This is a genomic window from Streptomyces sp. NPDC051569 (genome assembly GCF_044454085.1).
In the GTDB taxonomy this organism is placed as follows: domain Bacteria; phylum Actinomycetota; class Actinomycetes; order Streptomycetales; family Streptomycetaceae; genus Streptomyces.
On the sequence record NZ_JBITDJ010000004.1, the window covers coordinates 119,135 to 136,867 of the forward strand.

General features: G+C 70.5%; 16 protein-coding genes. 1 reads left to right on the plus strand and 15 read right to left on the minus strand.

Going from position 1 to position 17,733, the window contains the following annotated elements; all coding sequences use genetic code 11:
* Positions 1-29: 29 nt before the first annotated feature.
* The 15 genes from ACIBAE_RS08745 to rsmH all read right to left on the minus strand — a co-directional run bounded on the left by ACIBAE_RS08745 (position 30) and on the right by rsmH (position 16,732).
* Positions 30-320 carry a YggT family protein gene (locus ACIBAE_RS08745; protein ID WP_399283222.1) on the minus strand — a complete coding sequence of 97 codons (291 nt, stop codon included), beginning with the start codon at positions 318-320 and terminating at the stop codon, positions 30-32.
* Between the two features lie 90 nt (positions 321-410).
* Positions 411-1,022, minus strand: coding sequence for a cell division protein SepF (locus ACIBAE_RS08750; protein ID WP_399283224.1), 612 nt, complete (start codon positions 1,020-1,022; stop codon positions 411-413).
* 123 nt (positions 1,023-1,145) lie between these two features.
* The gene (locus ACIBAE_RS08755) at positions 1,146-1,865 is read right to left on the minus strand and encodes a YggS family pyridoxal phosphate-dependent enzyme (RefSeq protein ID WP_399283225.1); all 720 of its coding nucleotides are present in this window, start codon (positions 1,863-1,865) and stop codon (positions 1,146-1,148) included.
* A 6-nt stretch (positions 1,866-1,871) separates the two neighbouring features.
* Positions 1,872-2,600, minus strand: coding sequence for a peptidoglycan editing factor PgeF (gene pgeF, locus ACIBAE_RS08760; protein WP_399283227.1), 729 nt, complete (start codon positions 2,598-2,600; stop codon positions 1,872-1,874).
* Positions 2,597-3,811, minus strand: coding sequence for a cell division protein FtsZ (gene ftsZ / locus ACIBAE_RS08765; RefSeq protein WP_399283229.1), 1,215 nt, complete (start codon positions 3,809-3,811; stop codon positions 2,597-2,599). Before ftsZ ends, pgeF begins: the two co-directional genes overlap by 4 nt.
* A gap of 277 nt (positions 3,812-4,088) precedes the next feature.
* Positions 4,089-4,886, minus strand: coding sequence for a cell division protein FtsQ/DivIB (locus ACIBAE_RS08770; protein ID WP_399283231.1), 798 nt, complete (start codon positions 4,884-4,886; stop codon positions 4,089-4,091).
* 14 nt (positions 4,887-4,900) lie between these two features.
* Positions 4,901-5,995: an undecaprenyldiphospho-muramoylpentapeptide beta-N-acetylglucosaminyltransferase gene (gene murG, locus ACIBAE_RS08775; protein ID WP_399283233.1), complete on the minus strand. Its 1,095-nt coding sequence runs from the start codon at positions 5,993-5,995 to the stop codon at positions 4,901-4,903.
* A gap of 6 nt (positions 5,996-6,001) precedes the next feature.
* Complete coding sequence (ftsW, locus tag ACIBAE_RS08780) at positions 6,002-7,516, minus strand: putative lipid II flippase FtsW (RefSeq protein ID WP_399283235.1); 1,515 nt, start codon at positions 7,514-7,516, stop codon at positions 6,002-6,004.
* A 110-nt stretch (positions 7,517-7,626) separates the two neighbouring features.
* Complete coding sequence (gene murD / locus ACIBAE_RS08785) at positions 7,627-9,036, minus strand: UDP-N-acetylmuramoyl-L-alanine--D-glutamate ligase (protein ID WP_399283237.1); 1,410 nt, start codon at positions 9,034-9,036, stop codon at positions 7,627-7,629.
* Positions 9,033-10,103, minus strand: a complete 1,071-nt coding sequence (gene mraY, locus ACIBAE_RS08790) for a phospho-N-acetylmuramoyl-pentapeptide-transferase (protein ID WP_399283238.1) — start codon at positions 10,101-10,103, stop codon at positions 9,033-9,035. Before mraY ends, murD begins: the two co-directional genes overlap by 4 nt.
* Positions 10,100-11,530 (minus strand): UDP-N-acetylmuramoyl-tripeptide--D-alanyl-D-alanine ligase, encoded by a 1,431-nt coding sequence (gene murF, locus ACIBAE_RS08795; protein ID WP_399283239.1) that lies wholly within the window; start codon positions 11,528-11,530, stop codon positions 10,100-10,102. Before murF ends, mraY begins: the two co-directional genes overlap by 4 nt.
* Before the next feature lie 4 nt (positions 11,531-11,534).
* A complete protein-coding gene (locus ACIBAE_RS08800; protein ID WP_399283240.1) occupies positions 11,535-13,247 on the minus strand; it encodes a UDP-N-acetylmuramoyl-L-alanyl-D-glutamate--2,6-diaminopimelate ligase in 1,713 nt (570 codons plus the stop codon).
* A gap of 17 nt (positions 13,248-13,264) precedes the next feature.
* Positions 13,265-15,232, minus strand: a complete 1,968-nt coding sequence (locus ACIBAE_RS08805; RefSeq protein WP_399283241.1) for a peptidoglycan D,D-transpeptidase FtsI family protein — start codon at positions 15,230-15,232, stop codon at positions 13,265-13,267.
* Positions 15,233-15,236: 4 nt separating this feature from the next.
* A complete protein-coding gene (locus ACIBAE_RS08810) occupies positions 15,237-15,779 on the minus strand; it encodes a cell division protein FtsL (RefSeq protein WP_399283242.1) in 543 nt (180 codons plus the stop codon).
* Entirely contained in the window at positions 15,776-16,732 is a 957-nt protein-coding gene (rsmH, locus tag ACIBAE_RS08815) for a 16S rRNA (cytosine(1402)-N(4))-methyltransferase RsmH (RefSeq protein ID WP_399283244.1), read from the minus strand. The genes ACIBAE_RS08810 and rsmH overlap by 4 nt, the downstream gene beginning before the upstream one ends.
* 289 nt (positions 16,733-17,021) lie before the next feature.
* Here rsmH and ACIBAE_RS08820 point away from each other — a divergent pair, with 289 nt between their 5' ends.
* A complete protein-coding gene (locus ACIBAE_RS08820; protein WP_399283246.1) occupies positions 17,022-17,618 on the plus strand; it encodes a beta-class carbonic anhydrase in 597 nt (198 codons plus the stop codon).
* Positions 17,619-17,733 lie beyond the last annotated feature (115 nt).

A 17,733-nucleotide genomic window follows, 5' to 3' on the forward strand; every position in this document is an offset into this window, starting at 1 on the left:
TATCGTTCACATTCCCCTCACCAGGCCACTTACGTCGCAAAGCTGCTCACGACCGAGATGAGGATGTACACGATGATCATCAGAACGAAGAAGGACAGGTCGAGTGCCACGCCCCCGAGACGCAGCGGCGGAATGAACCGCCGCAGGAGCTTGAGCGGTGGATCGGTGACAGTGTAGGTGGCCTCCAGAACGACCACCATCGCCTTGCCGGGTTGCCATGAGCGGGCGAACTGGAAGACGTAGTCCATGACCAGCCGGAAAATCAGCACGATGAGGAAGCACATCAGCACGATGTAGATCACCTGTAGTGCTACGCCCATCCCGCGCTTCCCTCTCCCCTGACTCACTCACACCGGCCGCCCGGCCGGTCGTCCCCGCCGTTCGACCGGGTCGTTCCCGGTGTCGTGTTCTCAGCTCTGGTTGAAGAATCCGCCCTCTGCGATGCGGGCCTTGTCCTCCGCCGTGACGTCGACGTTAGCAGGAGACAGCAGGAACACTTTCTGCGTCACCCGCTCAATGCTGCCATGGAGACCGAAGACGAGTCCTGCGGCAAAGTCGACAAGTCGCTTCGCGTCCGTATCGTCCATCTCCGTGAGATTCATGATCACGGGAGTGCCCTCGCGGAAGTGTTCCCCGATGGTACGGGCCTCGTTGTAGGTCCTCGGGTGCAACGTGGTGATGCGGTAAGGCTCCCGCTCGGACACGACCTTGGGCATGATCACCGGTGCGTTCTTCTCCAGACTCGGGCGTTCAGGTGTGATGGATGCCACGGGGGCGATTCGCGCGGGACGTCCGCTTTCTGCCGCTAGCGACACCGGTTCACGTTCGCGCTCACGCTGTGCGGGCGGCTGCACCATGCGCACCGGCTCCTCCCGTTCAGGGACGGGCTGGTGACGCCGATGCTCCCGCTCGGGTTCCGGTTCGGGTTCGAAGTCGTCGTCGGGGTCGAAGCCCCGGCCGTCGTACCCATCGTCCTCCACGAGGCCGAGGTAGACCGCCATCTTGCGCATCGCGCCGGCCATGCTCTGAGTCCTCCGCTCTGTGGTGGATCGGCCTCGTCACCAAGTGCCCGCGATCCACTAGGCCTACCGCCTTCCAGCGGAAATGACCATATTTTCTGCTGTGGTCCGACTTGCTTCGCGACGTTACCCGAGCCGGGGTCGGACTCCGAGTACCGCCGTACCGACGCGTACATGTGTCGCTCCGGCCTTCACGGCGTCCTCCAGGTCCGCACTCATCCCCGCTGACACCATGTTCGCAGCCGGATGGTCCGCGCGCAGGCGGGACGCGAATTCCATGAGCCGCTCGAACGCCGCCTGTTGCCGGCCCGCGTACGGTCCGGCGAGTGGCGCCACGGTCATCAGACCGCCGAGCCGCAGTCCTGGCGCGGCGGCCAGCGCGGCGGCCAACTCCCCGACGCCGTCCGGCGCCACACCGCCCCGCTCCCCTCGCTCGCCGGACCCGGCGTCGAGGGCGACCTGGATCAGGCAGCCGATCTCGCGCTCGGCGCGGACCGCCGCCGCGGAGAGCGAGGAGACGAGCCTGAGCCGGTCGACCGACTGCACCACATCGGCGTAACCGGCCACGGAGCGAACCTTGTTCGTCTGCAACTGACCGACGAAATGCCACGTCAGCGACAGGTCCGCGCAAGCCGCCGCCTTGGGGGCCGCGTCCTGGTCGCGGTTCTCCGCGACGTGCCGCACGCCCAGTTCGTGGAGCAGCCGGACATCGCTCGCGGGGTAGGTCTTGGTGACCACGATGAGGGTCACCTCCGCCCGCTCGCGCCCGGCGGCCGCGCAGGCGGAGGCGATACGTTCTTCCACCAGCGCGAGATTCGCGGCGAGTTCGGTCTTGCGGTCCGTCATGCGCTATCAGTCCAGCCAGACATAGCCGGCGAGCCGCCCGGTCGTGCGGTCGCGGCGGTACGAGTAGTGGTCGTCCGACTCCAGCGTGCAGACCACGGATCGCTGCCGGTCCCGGACCCCGAGGGCGTCGAGCTGCGCGTGCACCCCGGCGGTGACGTCGACGGCCGGGGTGCCCCAGCTGGTCTCGGACCAGGTTCCGGGTACGGCCGCGGCGACCTCGTCCCGCATGGCCGCCGGGACTTCGTAGCACCGTCCGCAGACGGCGGGTCCGGTACGGGCGGCGATCCGGGAGGGTTCGGCGCCGAGCGCGACCATGGCCTCGACGGTGGCCGGCACGATCCCGGCGACCAGGCCGGGCCGCCCGGCGTGGGCGGCGGCGGCGATCCCGGCGACCGGGTCGGCCAGCAGCACCGGGGTGCAGTCCGCGGTGAGTACGGCGAGGGCGAGCCCGCGCCGTACGGTGACGATCGCGTCAACGGCCGGGATCTCCGCGGTCGTCCACGGCCCGTCGACGACGGCCGTCTCGCGGCCGTGCACCTGGTTCATCCAGACGACCCGCTCCGGGTCGAGTGCCAGGGCCTTGGCGGCGAGGCCTCGGTTGGCCCGGACGGCCGCGGGATCGTCGCCGACCGCGCCGCCGAGATTGAGCTGCTCGTACGGAGCGGCGCTCACCCCGCCCCACCGGTCGGTGAAGGCGAAGTGGGCGCCGCTCAGTGTTTCGTGCTGTCGTATCACTTCAAGAAGTCCGGGACATCCAGTTCCTCGGCCTGGCTGTCCTGGTAGGGACGGGCCGTGGGGACATGCGGCGGGCTCATCGGCGAGAACGGCTTCTCGTTGGCCACCGGGGCGGGCTCGGCCTTGGCCGGGCTCTCGTCGCGCGGCGGCACGGTGCCCAGTCCACTGCCGGTCCGGCCGTGGTCGGTGGACCGGGACGGGGCCGACTGCTCGTCGCGCTTGCCGGATCCCGCGCCGAGCACGGTCTCGCGGCGGGTCGGCGGCTGTCCGCCGTCGAAACCGGCCGCGATGACGGTGACCCGCACCTCGTCGCCCAGGGCGTCGTCGATGACGGCACCGAAGATGATGTTGGCCTCGGGGTGAGCGGCCTCGCTCACCAGCTGCGCCGCCTCGTTGATCTCGAAGAGACCGAGGTCGGAACCGCCGGAGATGGAGAGCAGGACGCCACGGGCGCCGTCGATGGACGCTTCGAGCAGCGGCGAGGAGATCGCCATCTCGGCGGCGGCCACCGCGCGGTCGTCGCCACGGGCCGAGCCGATGCCCATGAGCGCCGAGCCGGCCTCCGACATCACGGACTTGACGTCGGCGAAGTCGAGGTTGATGAGACCGGGGGTGGTGATCAGATCGGTGATGCCCTGCACACCCGACAGCAGGACCTGGTCGGCCGACTTGAACGCGTCGAGCACGCTCACCTGGCGGTCCGAGATGGACAGCAGCCGGTCGTTGGGGATGACGATGAGGGTGTCGACCTCTTCGCGGAGCTCGGCGATGCCGTCCTCCGCCTGGTTCGCGCGGCGACGGCCCTCGAAGGTGAACGGGCGGGTGACCACACCGATCGTGAGGGCGCCGAGCGAACGGGCGATGTTGGCGACGACGGGTGCGCCGCCGGTGCCGGTGCCGCCGCCTTCGCCGGCGGTGACGAAGACCATGTCGGCCCCCTTGAGGACCTCCTCGATCTCCTCGCGGTGATCCTCCGCCGCCTTGCGGCCGACTGCCGGGTTGGCTCCGGCGCCGAGGCCGCGGGTGAGTTCGCGGCCGACGTCGAGCTTGACGTCGGCGTCGCTCATCAACAGAGCTTGCGCGTCGGTGTTGATCGCGATGAACTCGACGCCCTTGAGACCGACTTCGATCATCCGGTTGATGGCATTGACACCACCGCCGCCGACACCGATGACCTTGATGACTGCGAGGTAGTTCTGCGGTGCTGCCACGTCGAAGGCCTCTCGCCTCGAGTTACGTGTCGTCGCTTCGCTGATACCGCGCCGCGACGACTGATGCCGAATGGGACGGTCCGAAACGCCGACCCAAACCCTAACGTTGAAGTTTAGGGTTACCAGTGTGTCTGTTTCCTGGACTCTTCCGAACAGGACACTAAGTCGACAAGTGGCGCGCGTTCAACGAACACGCCGAACCTCCCGTTTTTCTTTTCACCCTATGTGATCACCCATAGCGCTGACCAACCAGGGGGCTGGCCAGCACATTTGAGCGTCAACTCCCGGTTGCCGCCGGGGCGGTGGGGGCGCTCACGTCGTAGTGCCGCGCCTTCGGGACCGCTCTCATCAGGGCGGTGAGTGCCCGGGCCTTCGCCGCCCCGTCCTCTCCGGTGCCCCACATGACCGTGCGGCCGCCGCTCAGCTCCAGGGTGATCGAATCGTACGAGCGGACGCGCACCGCACGCGTGTCCCCGGCCACTTTTCCGGGGAGTTCGGCGCGGACCCGTACCGCTTCGAGCACCAGGCGGTCGGTTCCGAAGCGGCGCAGACTCGGCGACCGGTCCGCCGCCATCCTCAGCAGCGGAACCCCGGCCGGCGCCTTCTCCACGGTCGCGAAACGGACTCCGCCGGAGTCCAGTTCGATGAACTCCGCACCCTTCTCGATGAGCAGGGCAGGCGTTCGTTCACTCACGCGCAGAGTGATCCCGTGCGGCCAGGAACGCGTCACGGCGACGGAGTCGATGCGCGGCAGCTTCCGCCGCAACCGGGCCTCGATCGCGTCCGTGTCCACGGACACCAGCGGGGAGCCGACCGGCACGGCCGCGGCGGCCTCCACCTCGGCCCGGGTGAGCACGTCGGTGCCCGAGGTGCTCACCCGCTGGACGCGCAGCCACGCGGAGCCGTACAACACCCAGATCACGCCCGCGAGAAGCCCAACCGCTGCGATCAGTACGATCATCAGCCGTCGGCCGGGGGCCCGGAGACGCGGCCGGCCCTCCGGTCCCCCAGGACGGGGGCGGCCGGACTCCGACTGCGGTCGTGCGTCTCGCTCGGCGGTCGTCGGTCCGGCCACGCTCCCCTGCCTCCCTACGCCTTGCGGCGTGCAGCGATCGCCTCGTACACCATGCCGACCAGCAGATCGTCGGCGTCCCTGCGGCCGAACTCGGAGGCCGCGCGGGACATCTCGTACAGCCGGTGCGGATCGGCGAGCACCGGGAGCACGTGGCTCTGCACCCACTCGGGCGTCAGCTCGGCGTCGTCGACCAGCAGGCCGCCGCCGGCCTTCACCACCGGCTGGGCGTTCAGCCGCTGTTCGCCGTTGCCGATCGGCAGCGGGACATACGCGGCGGGGAGCCCGACGGCGGAGAGTTCGGCGACGGTCATCGCGCCCGCGCGGCAGAGCATCATGTCGGCCGCGGCGTACGCGAGATCCATCCGGTCCACGTACGGTACCGGGATATAGGGCGGCATACCGGGCATGTTGTCCACGCGCGGCATTTCGTTCTTGGGGCCGACCGCGTGCAGGATCTGGATCCCGGAGCGCTGGAGCACCGGAGCGATCTGCTGGACCACCTCGTTGAGCCGGCGCGCGCCCTGCGAGCCACCGGAGACCAGCAGCGTCGGCAGGTTGGGGTCGAGACCGAACGCGGCGCGTGCCTCGGGGCGCACCCGGGCACGGTCGAGGGTGGCGATGGTGCGGCGCAGCGGAATGCCGATGTAACGGGCGTTCCGCAGCTTGCTGTCCGGGGTGGAGACGGCCACACCGGCCGCGTACCGCGAGCCGATCTTGTTGGCCAGCCCGGGCCTGGCGTTGGCCTCGTGGACGATGATCGGCACCCCGAGGCGCTTGGCCGCGAGATAGCCGGGCAGCGCCACATAGCCGCCGAAGCCGACGACGCAGTCCGCCTTCGTGCGCTCCAGGATCTGCTCGGCCGCCTTGATGGTGCCGCGCAGCCGCCCGGGGACGGTGATCAGTTCAGGGGTGGGTTTACGCGGCAGGGGTACGGCGGGGATCAGTCCCAGCTCGTACCCGCGCTCGGGTACGAGCCTGGTCTCCAGACCGCGCTCCGTGCCGAGGGCCGTGATCCCCACGGTGGGGTCCTGCCTGCGCAGGGCGTCCGCGAGGGCGAGCGCCGGCTCGATGTGGCCGGCGGTCCCCCCACCGGCGAGTACGACATGCACCGAAATTCACCGCTCTCCGGACGGACGCTTCTTGACGCGCCGTCTCATCGTCTTCCATCTCACCCCGGGCCGCCGCATGGCCAGGGCCGCCTTCGCGGCGGGATCCTCCCGCGCGAACGCGATCAGCAGCCCGATAGCGAACATGGTCGGCAGCAGGGCCGACCCCCCGTAGGAGAACAGCGGGAGCGGGACCCCGGCGATCGGCAGCAGGCCGAGCACCGCACCGATGTTGATCACGGCCTGGGCCGTGATCCACGTGGTCACGCCTCCCGCGGCATACCGTACGAAGGGGTCCTCCGTGCGTCCGGCCACGCGGATACCCGCATAGCCTAGAGCCGCGAACAGGGCGAGTACCGACAGCGTCCCCGCCAGCCCCAGTTCCTCCCCGGTGATGGCGAAGATGAAGTCGGTGTGCGGTTCGGGCAGTTGACCCCACTTTTCCACACTCGCGCCGAGTCCGGAACCGAACCACCCGCCGGAGGCGAGCGCGTAGATTCCGTGCACGGCCTGCCAGCATTCTCCCTTCGGGCCGAGGTCCATCGCGCCGACGCAGGCGAAGCGGGAGAGCCGGTTCTGATTGGTCTGGATCAGCGTGAAGCCGACCAGAGCGGCGACGGCGAGCACCCCGGCGAAGAGGCGGGTGGGCGCTCCGGCCAGCCAGAGCAGGCCGAAGAGGATGGCGGTGAGGATGATCGCCGTACCCATGTCGCCGCCGAGCATGATCAGTCCGAGCAGCAGGAAGGTGACGGGGACGAGTGGCACCAGCAGATGCTTCCACTGGGCCAGCAGCCGTCTGTCCTGCTTGCGGGCGAGCAGATCGGCGCCCCAGAGGATCAGCGCCAGCTTGCCGAACTCACTGGGCTGGAGCTGGAACGGGCCGCCCAGATAGATCCAGTTCTGGTTTCCGTTGACGGATCGCCCGATCCCGGGGATCTGGACGAGCATCATCAGGAAGACCGTGCCGACCAGCAGCGGGTAGGAGAAGGCCCGGTGCAGCTTGACCGGCACCTTGGCGGCGAGCAGCAGCAGACCGGAGCCGATGACCACCGCGACGAACTGCTTGCGGAAGAAGTAGGTGCCGGGCAGATCCAGCTGGAGGGCGTAGATCATCGAGGCGGAGTACACCATCACCAGGCCGAGCACGGTGATCAGCAGACCGCTGCCGAAAATCAGGTAGTACGCGGTGAGTGGCCGGTCCCAGGTGCGGCGTGCCTGCTCGTAGAGGCGCCGGGGGCCACCGCCACGGGGCGGGCGGCCCGCGCGGGTCCGGCCGGTTCCCCGGTCGGCGGACGGGCGGCCCACGGCGGCTCCGGCGGCCCGGCCGCGCAGCGCGAGCCCGCGTCCGCCGCGTCCGAGGCCGAGACCCCGCGCGCGTACGGTTCCGCACGCCGCTTCCGCGCCCGCGCGCTCGCCGGGTCGTGGGTCCACGCCGGGTGTCCCCGCGAGGGCGGATACGCCCGCGAGGCCCCAGCGGCGTACCGCGGCAAGCTGGTTCCGTCCCGCGGTGTCGTCGGCCGGCATCGTCGCTGTCCCCTCCAGTCGTGCCTGGCGCGGCTGCCGGAGATCCGGGGCTCCCGGCGGAACCGCCGGTGCCGCGGTCCCCGGGCCGGCTCGGCGCGGGGCCGGGCCGGTCAGGCGTGCTCGGCGGCGAGTGCGCGTACCGCGTCCGCGAACGCCTCGCCTCGCTTGTTGTAGTTGGCGAACATGTCCATCGAGGCACAGGCCGGGGCCATCAGTACCGTGTCCCCGGGCCGCGCGAGCCGTGCCGCTTCGCGGACCGCCGCCGACATCGCCCCAGTGTCGGTCCGGTCGAGGTCCACGACCGGGACTTCGGGGGCGTGTCGCGCGAGGGCTTCCCGGATCAGCGCGCGATCGGCGCCGATCAGGACCACTCCGCGCAGCCGCTTCGCCGACGCGGCGACGAGTTCGTCGAAGGTCGCGCCCTTGGCGAGGCCGCCCGCGATCCAGACGATCGGATCGTAGGCCGCCAGGGACGCCTCCGCGGCATGGGTGTTGGTGGCCTTGGAGTCGTCGACGTACGCGACGTCCGCGACGTCCGCGACGTGTTCGATGCGGTGCGGGTCGGGGCGGAAGGCGCGCAGGCCGTCCCGTACGGCGGCGGGCTCGACGCCGTAGGCGCGGGCCAGGGCCGCCGCGGCGAGGGCGTTGGCGATGTTGTGCGGGGCCGGCGGGGTCACGTCGGAGACCTGGGCGAGCTCCTGGGCGTGCTCGCGGCGGTTCTCGACGAAGGCGCGGTCGACCAGGATGCCGTCCACGACGCCGAGTTGGGACGGTCCGGGGGTGCCGAGGGTGAAGCCGATCGCGCGGCAGCCCTCGTCGACGTCGGCCTCGCGCACCAGGTCCTCGGTGGCCCGGTCGGCCGCGTTGTAGACGCAGGCGACGCTGTTGCCCTCGTAGATCCGGCCCTTGTCGGCGGCGTACGCGGCCATGGAGCCGTGCCAGTCGAGGTGGTCGGGGGCGAGGTTGAGGACGGCCGCGGAGTGGGCGCGCGGGCTCGGCGCCCAGTGCAGTTGGTAGCTGGAGAGTTCGACGGCGAGGACGTCGTACGTCTCCTCGCCGGCGACAGCGTCGATCAGCGAGACGCCGATGTTGCCGACGGCGGCCGTACGCAGCCCCGCCGCCTCCAGGATCGAGGCGAGCATCCTGACCGTCGTCGTCTTGCCGTTGGTGCCGGTGACGGCCAACCAGGGGGCGGCGTCGGGGCCGCGCAGCCGCCAGGCCAGCTCGACATCGCCCCAGATCTCCACCCCGGCCGCCGAGGCGGCCGTGAAGAGGGGCTTGTCCGGGCGCCAGCCGGGGGCGGTGACGACGAGTTCGGTGCCCTCGGGGAGGGTGTCCCCGTCGCCGAGGCGGACGGTGACGCCGAGCTTTTCCAGCTCGGCGGCCTGGCCGCGGGCCCGCTCGTCGTCCCCGTCGTTGACGACGGTGACCTCGGCGCCGAGTTGGTGGAGAACCCGGGCCGCCGGGATCCCGGAGACTCCGAGACCCGCGACGGTGACCCGCTTGCCGTGCCAGTTCACTTATCGGCCGCCCAGCCCGCGTAGAAGAGACCCAGACCCACGATCACGCACATGCCCTGGATGATCCAGAAACGGACCACGACCAGGACTTCCGACCACCCCTTGAGTTCGAAGTGGTGCTGGAGTGGCGCCATCCGGAAAACGCGCTTTCCGGTCATCTTGAAGGAACCTACCTGAATCACCACGGACATGGTGATCAGGACGAAGAGGCCGCCGAGGAGAGCGAGCAGGAACTCCGTACGGGAGACGATCGCCAGGCCGGCGAGCGCGCCGCCGAGCGCCAGCGATCCGGTGTCGCCCATGAAGATCTTGGCGGGTGAGGTGTTCCACCACAGGAACCCGAAGCAGGAGCCCATCAGCGCGGAGGCCACGACCGCGAGGTCGAGTGGATCCCGGACCTCGAAACAGGCGTTGGGGTTGGTCAGGGTCGCCGCGTTGGCGCAGGACTCCTGGAACTGCCACAGGCCGATGAAGGTGTACGCGCCGAAGACCATCACCGAGGCGCCGGTGGCGAGGCCGTCCAGCCCGTCCGTCAGGTTCACGCCGTTGGACATCGCGAGGATCATGAAGAGCGCCCAGACCACGAACAGCACCGGGCCGATCGACCAGCCGAAGTCCGTGACGAACGACAGCTTGGTGGAGGCGGGGGTGTTACCCCGGGCGTCGGCGAACTGGAGCGACAGCAGCGCGAAGGCGATACCGACGATCAGCTGGCCCGCCATCTTGGCCTTGGCCCGCAGACCCAGCGACCGCTGCTTCACGATCTTGATGTAGTCGTCGAGGAAACCGACGAGACCCATGCCGGCCATCAGGAAGAGGACCAGCACACCCGAGAAGGTCGGGTCCTCACCGGTGAGGACCTTCGACAGGGCGTACGCGATGAGCGTGGCCAGGATGAAGGCGATGCCGCCCATCGTGGGCGTGCCCTTCTTGCTGCCGTGGCTGCGCGGGCCGTCGTCCCGGATGAACTGCCCGTATCCCTTGCGGGCCAGGAGCTTGATCAGCAGCGGTGTGCCGATCAGGGTCAGGAAGAGCCCGATGGCTCCCGCGAAGAGGATCTGCCTCATCGGCCGGTGACCTCGCCCTCGGTGTTCTCGAGCAGCGCCTGGGCGACCCGCTCAAGACCGACCGACCTCGAAGCCTTCACCAGCACGACGTCTCCCGGACGCAGTTCACTGCGCAACAGGTCGACCGCCGCTTCCGCGTCGGACACGTGCACCGACTCCTCACCCCACGAACCCTCGTTGTAAGCGCCCAGTTGCAGCCAGGACGCTTCCCTGCCCCCGACTGCGACGAGCTTGCTGACGTTGAGCCGGACGACAAGCCGTCCGACCGCGTCGTGCTCGGCGAGCGATTCGTCCCCCAGCTCGGCCATCTGGCCCAGCACCGCCCACGTACGGCCCCCCGTGGCCCGTGTGGCACCGCCCATGGCGGCCAGCGCGCGGAGCGCCGCTTTCATGGATTCAGGGTTCGCGTTGTAGGCGTCGTTGACGATCGTCACGCCGTCCGAGCGCTCCGTGACCTCCATACGCCAGCGGGAGAGGGTTCCCGCCTCGGAGAGCGCCACGGCGATCTCGTCGACGGACATGCCCAACTCATGAGCGACGGCGGCCGCGGCAAGCGCGTTCGACACGTGGTGCTCACCGTACAGCCGCAGCTTCACGTCGCTGCACCCGGAGGGTGTTCGAAGCCGGAAAGCGGCCTGTCCGGTCTCGGTGAGGTGGACGTTCTCTGCCCGTACGTCTGCTTCGTCTGACTCTCCGAAGAGGACGGTGCGGGCCGTGGTGCGCGATGTCATGGCGCGAACGAGCGGATCGTCGGCGTTGAGGACCGCCACACCGCCGTCGGCCGCCGACGGGAGGGACTCCACCATCTCGCCCTTGGCCTGGGCGATCTGCTCCCGGCCGCCGAATTCGCCGATGTGGGCGGTGCCGACGTTCAGGACCAGGCCGATCCTCGGCGGGACGAGTCCGGTGAGGTAGCGGATGTCGCCGATGTACCGGGCGCCCATTTCGAGGACCAGGTAGCGGGTGTCCTCGACGGCCCGCAGCGCGGTGATCGGCAGTCCGATCTCGTTGTTGAGGTTGCCCTCGGGCCAGATGGTGGGCCCCGCGCGGTTCAGGAGCTGCGCGATCAGGTCCTTGGTGCTGGTCTTGCCGGCCGAGCCGGTGAGCGCGACCACGGTGGCGCCGAGGCTCTCCACGACGGCCTTGGCGAGCGCTCCGAGGGCACGGACGACGTCGTCGACGACGAGGACGGGGACACCGTCGAGGGGGCGGGTGGCCAGAACGGCCACCGAGCCCGCCTCGACGGCGCCGCGCGCGTAGTCGTGGCCGTCGACGCGCTCGCCCGCGAAGGCGGCGAAGAGACTGCCTGGCGCGACCTTGCGGGAGTCGTAGACGACGGGGCCGGTGACGCGGACGGTCGGATCCGGTATGTCGTGCGGCTGCCCGCCGACGATGGCGGCGATCTCGGCGAGGGAGAGGGCGATCACTGGGTCATCCCTGACTGTTGTTCTCGTGGCGGTGCCCGTGGTGGCGCTCGATGGCTTCGCGCAGGACCTGGCGGTCGTCGAAGGGGCGTACCACCCCGGCGATGTCCTGGCCCTGCTCGTGTCCCTTGCCGGCGATCAGCACGGTGTCGCCGGCCTGGGCGCGGGCGACCACACCGGCGATGGCACAGGCCCGGTCGGCGTCGACGAGGACGTCGCCGCGCTCGTGGATCGGCACCTCGGCGGCGCCGGCGAGCATCGCCGCGAGGATGGCGAGCGGGTCCTCGGAGCGTGGGTTGTCGGAGGTGAGTACGGCGGTGTCGGCGAGCCGGGCGGCGGCCGCGCCCATCGGCCCGCGCTTGGTCTCGTCGCGGTCGCCGCCGCAGCCGAGCACGATGTGCAGCTTGCCCTCGGTGACCTTGCGCAGGGAGCGCAGGACCGATTCGACGGCGTCCGTCTTGTGGGCGTAGTCGACGACGGCGAGGTACGGCTGGCCCGCTTCCACGCGCTCCAGCCTCCCCGGCACCCCGGGGACGGCGGCGATGCCGTCGGCGGCGGTCCCCGGGTCGATCCCGGCGACGGCGAGGGTGACCACAGCGGCCAGGGTGTTGGCGACGTTGAACGGGCCGGGCAGCGGCGCCTCGGCCCTGACGCGCTCGCCCTTGGGGCCGACGGCGGTGAACGTGGAGCCGTGCGAGCCGACTTCGACGTCCTCGGCACGCCAGTCGGCGTCCGGGTGGCCCTCGGCGGAGAAGGTGGTGACGGGGACGGTCGCCTCGGTGATGAGCCTGCGGCCGTACTCGTCGTCGAAGTTCACCACGCCGGTCCTGCTGCGCGGGGGGGTGAAGAGCTGTGCCTTCGCCTGGAAGTAGTCCTCCATGCCGGAGTGGAACTCCATGTGCTCCGGGCTGAGGTTGTTGAAGACGGCGACGTCGAACACGCAGCCGTCGACCCGGCCGAGCACCAGAGCGTGGCTGGAGACCTCCATGGCGACCGATTCGACGCCGCGCTCGCGCATGACGGCGAAGAGTGCCTGGAGGTCGGTGGCTTCCGGGGTGGTGCGTTCGGACTTGATGCGTTCGTCGTCGATCCGCATCTCGACGGTGCCGATCAGGCCGGTGCGGTGGCCGGCGCCGCGCAGTCCTCCCTCGACGAGATACGCCGTGGTGGTCTTGCCGGAGGTGCCGGTGATGCCGATCTGGAGGAGATCGGCGCCGGGGCGCCCGTAGATCTCGGCGGCGAGTTCGCCCATGGAGCCCCGGGGGTCGGGGACGACGAGGAGCGGCAGCCCGGTGGCGGCGGCCCGCTCGGCGCCCGCCGGGTCGGTGAGGATAGCGGTGGCGCCGAGGTCCGCCGCCTGGGCGGCGAAGTCGGCGCCGTGGAAGCGGGCGCCGGGCAGGGCGGCGTACACGTCCCCGGGGCGTACGGCCCGCGAGTCGTGGGTGATGCCGGTGGCTTCGCCCGGGCCCTTCGCCTCCCCGGGGGCGGGCGCCTCGGCGCCCAGCCGGGCGGCCAGCTCGTCGAGGGAGATCGGGCGGAGCCGGGCCGGACGGGGCGTCCCCGGATGGTTCACAGAGGCGTCCTTCGGGGTGGTTCGGTACTGATCAGCGTGTGACACGGCGGTGAGCGTACCGGCCGTGGCGGGGCCCGGGCCACGTGAGGGGGGCGCGTGCGCGGCGGGTTCCTCGCGGTTCCCGGGACGGGGGGTGATGGTTGTCACTGGGGCTTTCCCTGGGGTCACTCGCCGGGTTTGAAGGTGACCGGCAGCCGGGCGGGTTCACTGCCGGTCGGGGCGACCTGCAGGGTCTTGAGCGCGAACTCCATGACCTTCTTGTAGATGGGTCCGCAGATCTGTCCGCCGAAATAGCTGCCCCTGGTGGGGTTCTGGATGGCGCAGTAGACGGTGATCTGCGGGTTGTCGGCGGGCGCGAAGCCCGCGAAGGAGGCGGTGTAGCCCCGGTAGCGACCCAGCTCCGGGTCGACCCGGTTGGCCGTACCGGTCTTGCCCGCCACGCGGTAGCCGGGGATGCGGGCCTTGGTGCCCGTACCCTCCTCGTTCCCGACGACGGACTCCAGCATGGTGGCGACCGTCTTCGCGGTCTTCTCGCTGACCACGCGGGTCTTCTTGGGGGCGGGGGCCGGGGTGAAGCGGCCGTCGGGGCCCCGGGTGCCGCGGATCAGGGTGGGTTCGATCCGTACGCCGTCGTTGGCGATGGTCGAGTAGACGGAGGCGGCCTGCATGGCGTTGAGGGAGAGGCCCTGGCCGAAGGGGATCGTGTACTGCTGCGAGGTGGACCAGTCCTGCGGCTCGGCGAGGATGCCCTGGGTCTCGCCCGGATAGCCGAGACCGGTGGGACGGCCGATGCCGAACCTGCTGAGGTACTCGTGGAGGACCTTGTTGGCCACCGGCTGCGTGGGGCCGAGCCGGCCGGTCGCCAGGATGGTGCCGATGTTGCTGGACTTGGCGAGGACGCCGTTGAGTGTGAGGTTCCAGGTGGGGTGGTCGATGTCGTCCTTGAAGAGCCGGTCGCCGCGGTGCAGCCGGTTGGGGACGATGACATGGGTGCGGGGGGTCGCGACCTTCTCCTCCAGCACGGCGGCCATGGACATCACCTTGGCGGTGGATCCGGGCTCGTACGCGTCCTGGAGTGCCGCGTTGCCCATGGAGGCGGCGTTGGCCTGGGAGAGGTCGTTGGGGTCGAAGCCCGGGGCGTTGGCCATGGCGAGGACCTCGCCGGTCCTGGCGTTCTGGACCATCACATAGCCGCGGTCCGCATTGGATTCCCCCACCTGGTCGGCGATGGCCTGCTGGGCGGCCCACTGGATGTCCCGGTCGATGGTCAGCTCGATGTCGGAGCCGGGCACCGCGGGCTTCTCGCGGGAACTGGCGGTGGGCACGCGGCGGCCGCCGGACTGGGTGTAGGTGACCCGTCCGTCCTCGCCGGCCAGTTCCTTGTCGAGCATGGACTCCACGCCGCCGGCGCCCTGACCGGCCGCGTTGACGTAACCCAGTATCCCGGAGGCGAGGTCGCCGTTCGGGTACACCCGCTTGCTGGTGGCCTCCTGGAAGACGCCGGCCAGCACGCTGACGGCGGGGCCTTCGGCGGTCCTCTCCTTGCTCGCCTTCTCGGCGAGGACGCCCTTGATGTCCTTGATCTGGTTCCAGACCTGCGGGGTCTGGCGGCGGGCCAGCACCGCGTAGCGGGACTTGGGGGCCTTGAGCTTCTTCACCAGGTCGCCGGCGTCCGCCCCGAGGATGGGGGCGAGCAGTGCGGCGGCCTGCTCCGGGGCGTCCGGGACCTTGCTGAAGCCGGGGGTGAACATGAACGGGTCGGCGGTGATGTCGTACGCGTCGACGCTGTCGGCGAGGGCGATGCCGGAGCGGTCGGTGATCTCGCCGCGCTCGGCGGTGATCGTGTGGCTGAGGTAGCGGTTCTTCTCCGCCTTGGCGGCGTACGCGCTCGCGTCGACGGCCTGTACCTGGAGCAGCCGGACGACGAAGACCAGCATCACGAGGGTCAGGCCGAGGCCGACGAGACGCAGTCGGGGGCGGGGATTGCCGAGCCGGAGCGGGCGCGGGGGGCGGGCCCCGGCGCGCGGGCGCCGGTTCGCGGCGGACCGGTTGGCGGCGGGCCGGGAACGGCCTCCGTTGCCGGAGCGCGCGGGGCCCGGCACCCGGCGGCGCGGTGGTTCCTTGGGGGGCACTGCGTCACCTGCCGGAGGTCGTCGGGGCCGGCTTGCCGGGGCTCTGCGCGGGGGCGCCCGGGGGCGCCGTCACGGGAGAGCCGGCCGGGGCCGGAGGGGAGGCGGGGACCGTCAGCGAGGACGCCGAGGACGCCGCGGCCGGGGTGTGCTCCGGAGGCGCCTGCGTGGCGGGCGGCAGCGGTTCGGCCTCGCCGGGGACGCCGCGGACCGTGCCGTCGGAGTTGAGGAAGGCGGGGCTGCCGCCGGGCACCATGCCGAGCCGGCGGGCCCGCCGCTCCAGCGCGTCGGGGGCGGAGTGGTCGTCCACGTCCCGTTGCAGCGCCTGCTGTTCGTCGGTGAGGTCGGTGGTGCGCTTCTTCAGTTCGCTGAGCCGGAACGAGCCCTCGTTGAGGGAGGAGTTCAGCAGCAGCAGGGTGATCAGGCCGCCGCCGAGGAGCAGGACGACCAGCAGGACGAAGGGGGTACGGGCGGCCGAGCTGGATCCGGAGGGCATCAGCCGGGCGAGCCGGGCGGCCCGCCCCTTCAACTGCTTGGCCGGTCCGCTCACAGAACGTCCTCCCGGATCCGCCGCGCCCCCCGCAGCCGGGCCGGGGCCGCCCGGCGGTTCTCGGCGACCTCTTCCTCGGTGGGGAGTTCGGCGCCACGGGTGAGCAGTTCGAGGCGGGGCTGGTACCGCTCGGGGACGACGGGCAGGCCGGGTGGCGCGGTGTTGGCCGCGCCGGCCGCGAAGACCTGCTTGACCAGGCGGTCCTCCAGCGAGTGGTACGAGAGGACCGCGATGCGGCCGTCGACGGCGAGGGTCTTCACGGCGGCCGGGATCGCCTCCTCCAGCACGGACAGTTCGCCGTTGACCTCGATACGCAGCGCCTGGAAGGTGCGCTTGGCAGGGTTGCCGCCGGTGCGCTTGGCGGCCTGCGGCAGTGCGTCCCGGATCAGTTCGACGAGCCGGGCGCTGTGCGTGAAGGGCTCCTTGTCGCGCTCCTTGACGACGGCGGAGACGATCCGCTTGGCCTGCTTCTCCTCGCCGTACGCGCGCAGGATCCGGACGAGTTCGCCGGGCGGGTAGGTGTTGAGGACCTCGGCGGCGCTGACACCGGCCGTCTGGTCCATCCGCATGTCGAGCGGGGAGTCCTGGGCGTACGCGAAGCCGCGGTCGGCCTCGTCGAGCTGCATCGAGGAGACGCCGAGGTCGAAGAGGACGCCCTGGACACGCGGGATACCCAGCCGGTCGAGGACCTCGGGCAGTTCGTCGTAGACGGCGTGCACCAGGGTGGCCCGGTCGCCGAACGGGGCGAGCCGCTCGCCGGAGAGGCGGAGTGCCTCCTTGTCGCGGTCGAGCGCGATCAGCCGTGCGGAGGGGAAGGTGGTGAGCAGTGCTTCGCTGTGTCCGCCGAGGCCGAGGGTGCAGTCGACGACCACCGCACCGGGCTGGGCGAGAGCGGGGGCCAGCAGGTCGAGGCACCGCCGGAGCATCACCGGGACATGTCGTGCCTGGTTCATGCGCCCTCTCAGGTCCGGCGCGGCCGTACGTACCACCGAGCGGGAGGAGAGCCGAGCCGCACGTACGCCGCACACGCGGGGAAAACGGGATGAGTTCGAATGTGTTCGGATGAGTTCGGGACGGGTCCGTGAACTTCGCGTCACTTTAGTCCACTCGCTCAACCCGCTCTCGGTCACTCAACCGGCCAGCGCGTCGAAAGGGTCACTCACCAGAGGTCCGACAACGGCATAGTTCACCCGTTCGGGCGCCTCTCACTCGCCCGTGTGGGTTAGCTCACACCAAGGTGTGTTGACGTTTTTTGTCCAGTCTCACAGCGGGCCACACCCCCGCCTGACCAGTACCGTCATAGGTATGTCGACTTCCGCACACCTGCCCGCGGAGCCCGACCGGACGGTCACCGACCGTCTCGTCGAGGCGAACCACCACTACGCCGCCGGCTTCAGCGACCCGGGGATGGACGCGCGGCCCGTGCTGCGGGTCGCCGTGGTCGCCTGCATGGACGCCCGGCTCGATCTGCACGACGCGCTCGGCCTCTCGCTCGGCGACTGCCACACCATCCGCAACGCGGGCGGCGTGGTCACCGATGACGTCATCCGCTCCCTCACCATCAGCCAGCGGGCGCTGGGCACCCGCAGCGTCGTCCTCATCCACCACACCGGCTGCGGCCTGGAGACCCTCACCGAGGAATTCCGGCACGAGCTGGAGATGGAGGTCGGGCAGCGGCCGGCCTGGGCGGTGGAGGCGTTCCGCGATGTCGACCAGGACGTACGGCAGTCGATGCGCCGCATACTCACCTCGCCCTTCCTCCCGCACACCGACGATGTGCGCGGCTTCGTCTTCGATGTGAAGTCCGGCCTGCTGCGGGAGATCGATCCCGCCGGCTGAGCACCCGACCACCCTGACGCCGGCCCCGCACAGGCTCCACACAGACCCGATAAGACAGCAATACCGGCATATCGCGCCGAGTTATCCACAGGCGAGTGACACAAAGCGGTAACGG

Excerpts from the sequence above, each read along its gene's own strand:
- ACIBAE_RS08745 (WP_399283222.1), bottom strand. The coding sequence starts at position 320 with ATGGGCGTAGCACTACAGGTGATCTACATCGTGCTGATGTGCTTCCTC.
- rsmH (WP_399283244.1), bottom strand. The coding sequence starts at position 16,732 with ATGAACCAGGCACGACATGTCCCGGTGATGCTCCGGCGGTGCCTCGAC.
- mraY (WP_399283238.1), bottom strand. The coding sequence starts at position 10,103 with ATGAGGCAGATCCTCTTCGCGGGAGCCATCGGGCTCTTCCTGACCCTG.
- ftsW (WP_399283235.1), bottom strand. The coding sequence starts at position 7,516 with ATGCCGGCCGACGACACCGCGGGACGGAACCAGCTTGCCGCGGTACGC.
- ACIBAE_RS08750 (WP_399283224.1), bottom strand. The coding sequence starts at position 1,022 with ATGGCCGGCGCGATGCGCAAGATGGCGGTCTACCTCGGCCTCGTGGAG.
- ACIBAE_RS08755 (WP_399283225.1), bottom strand. The coding sequence starts at position 1,865 with ATGACGGACCGCAAGACCGAACTCGCCGCGAATCTCGCGCTGGTGGAA.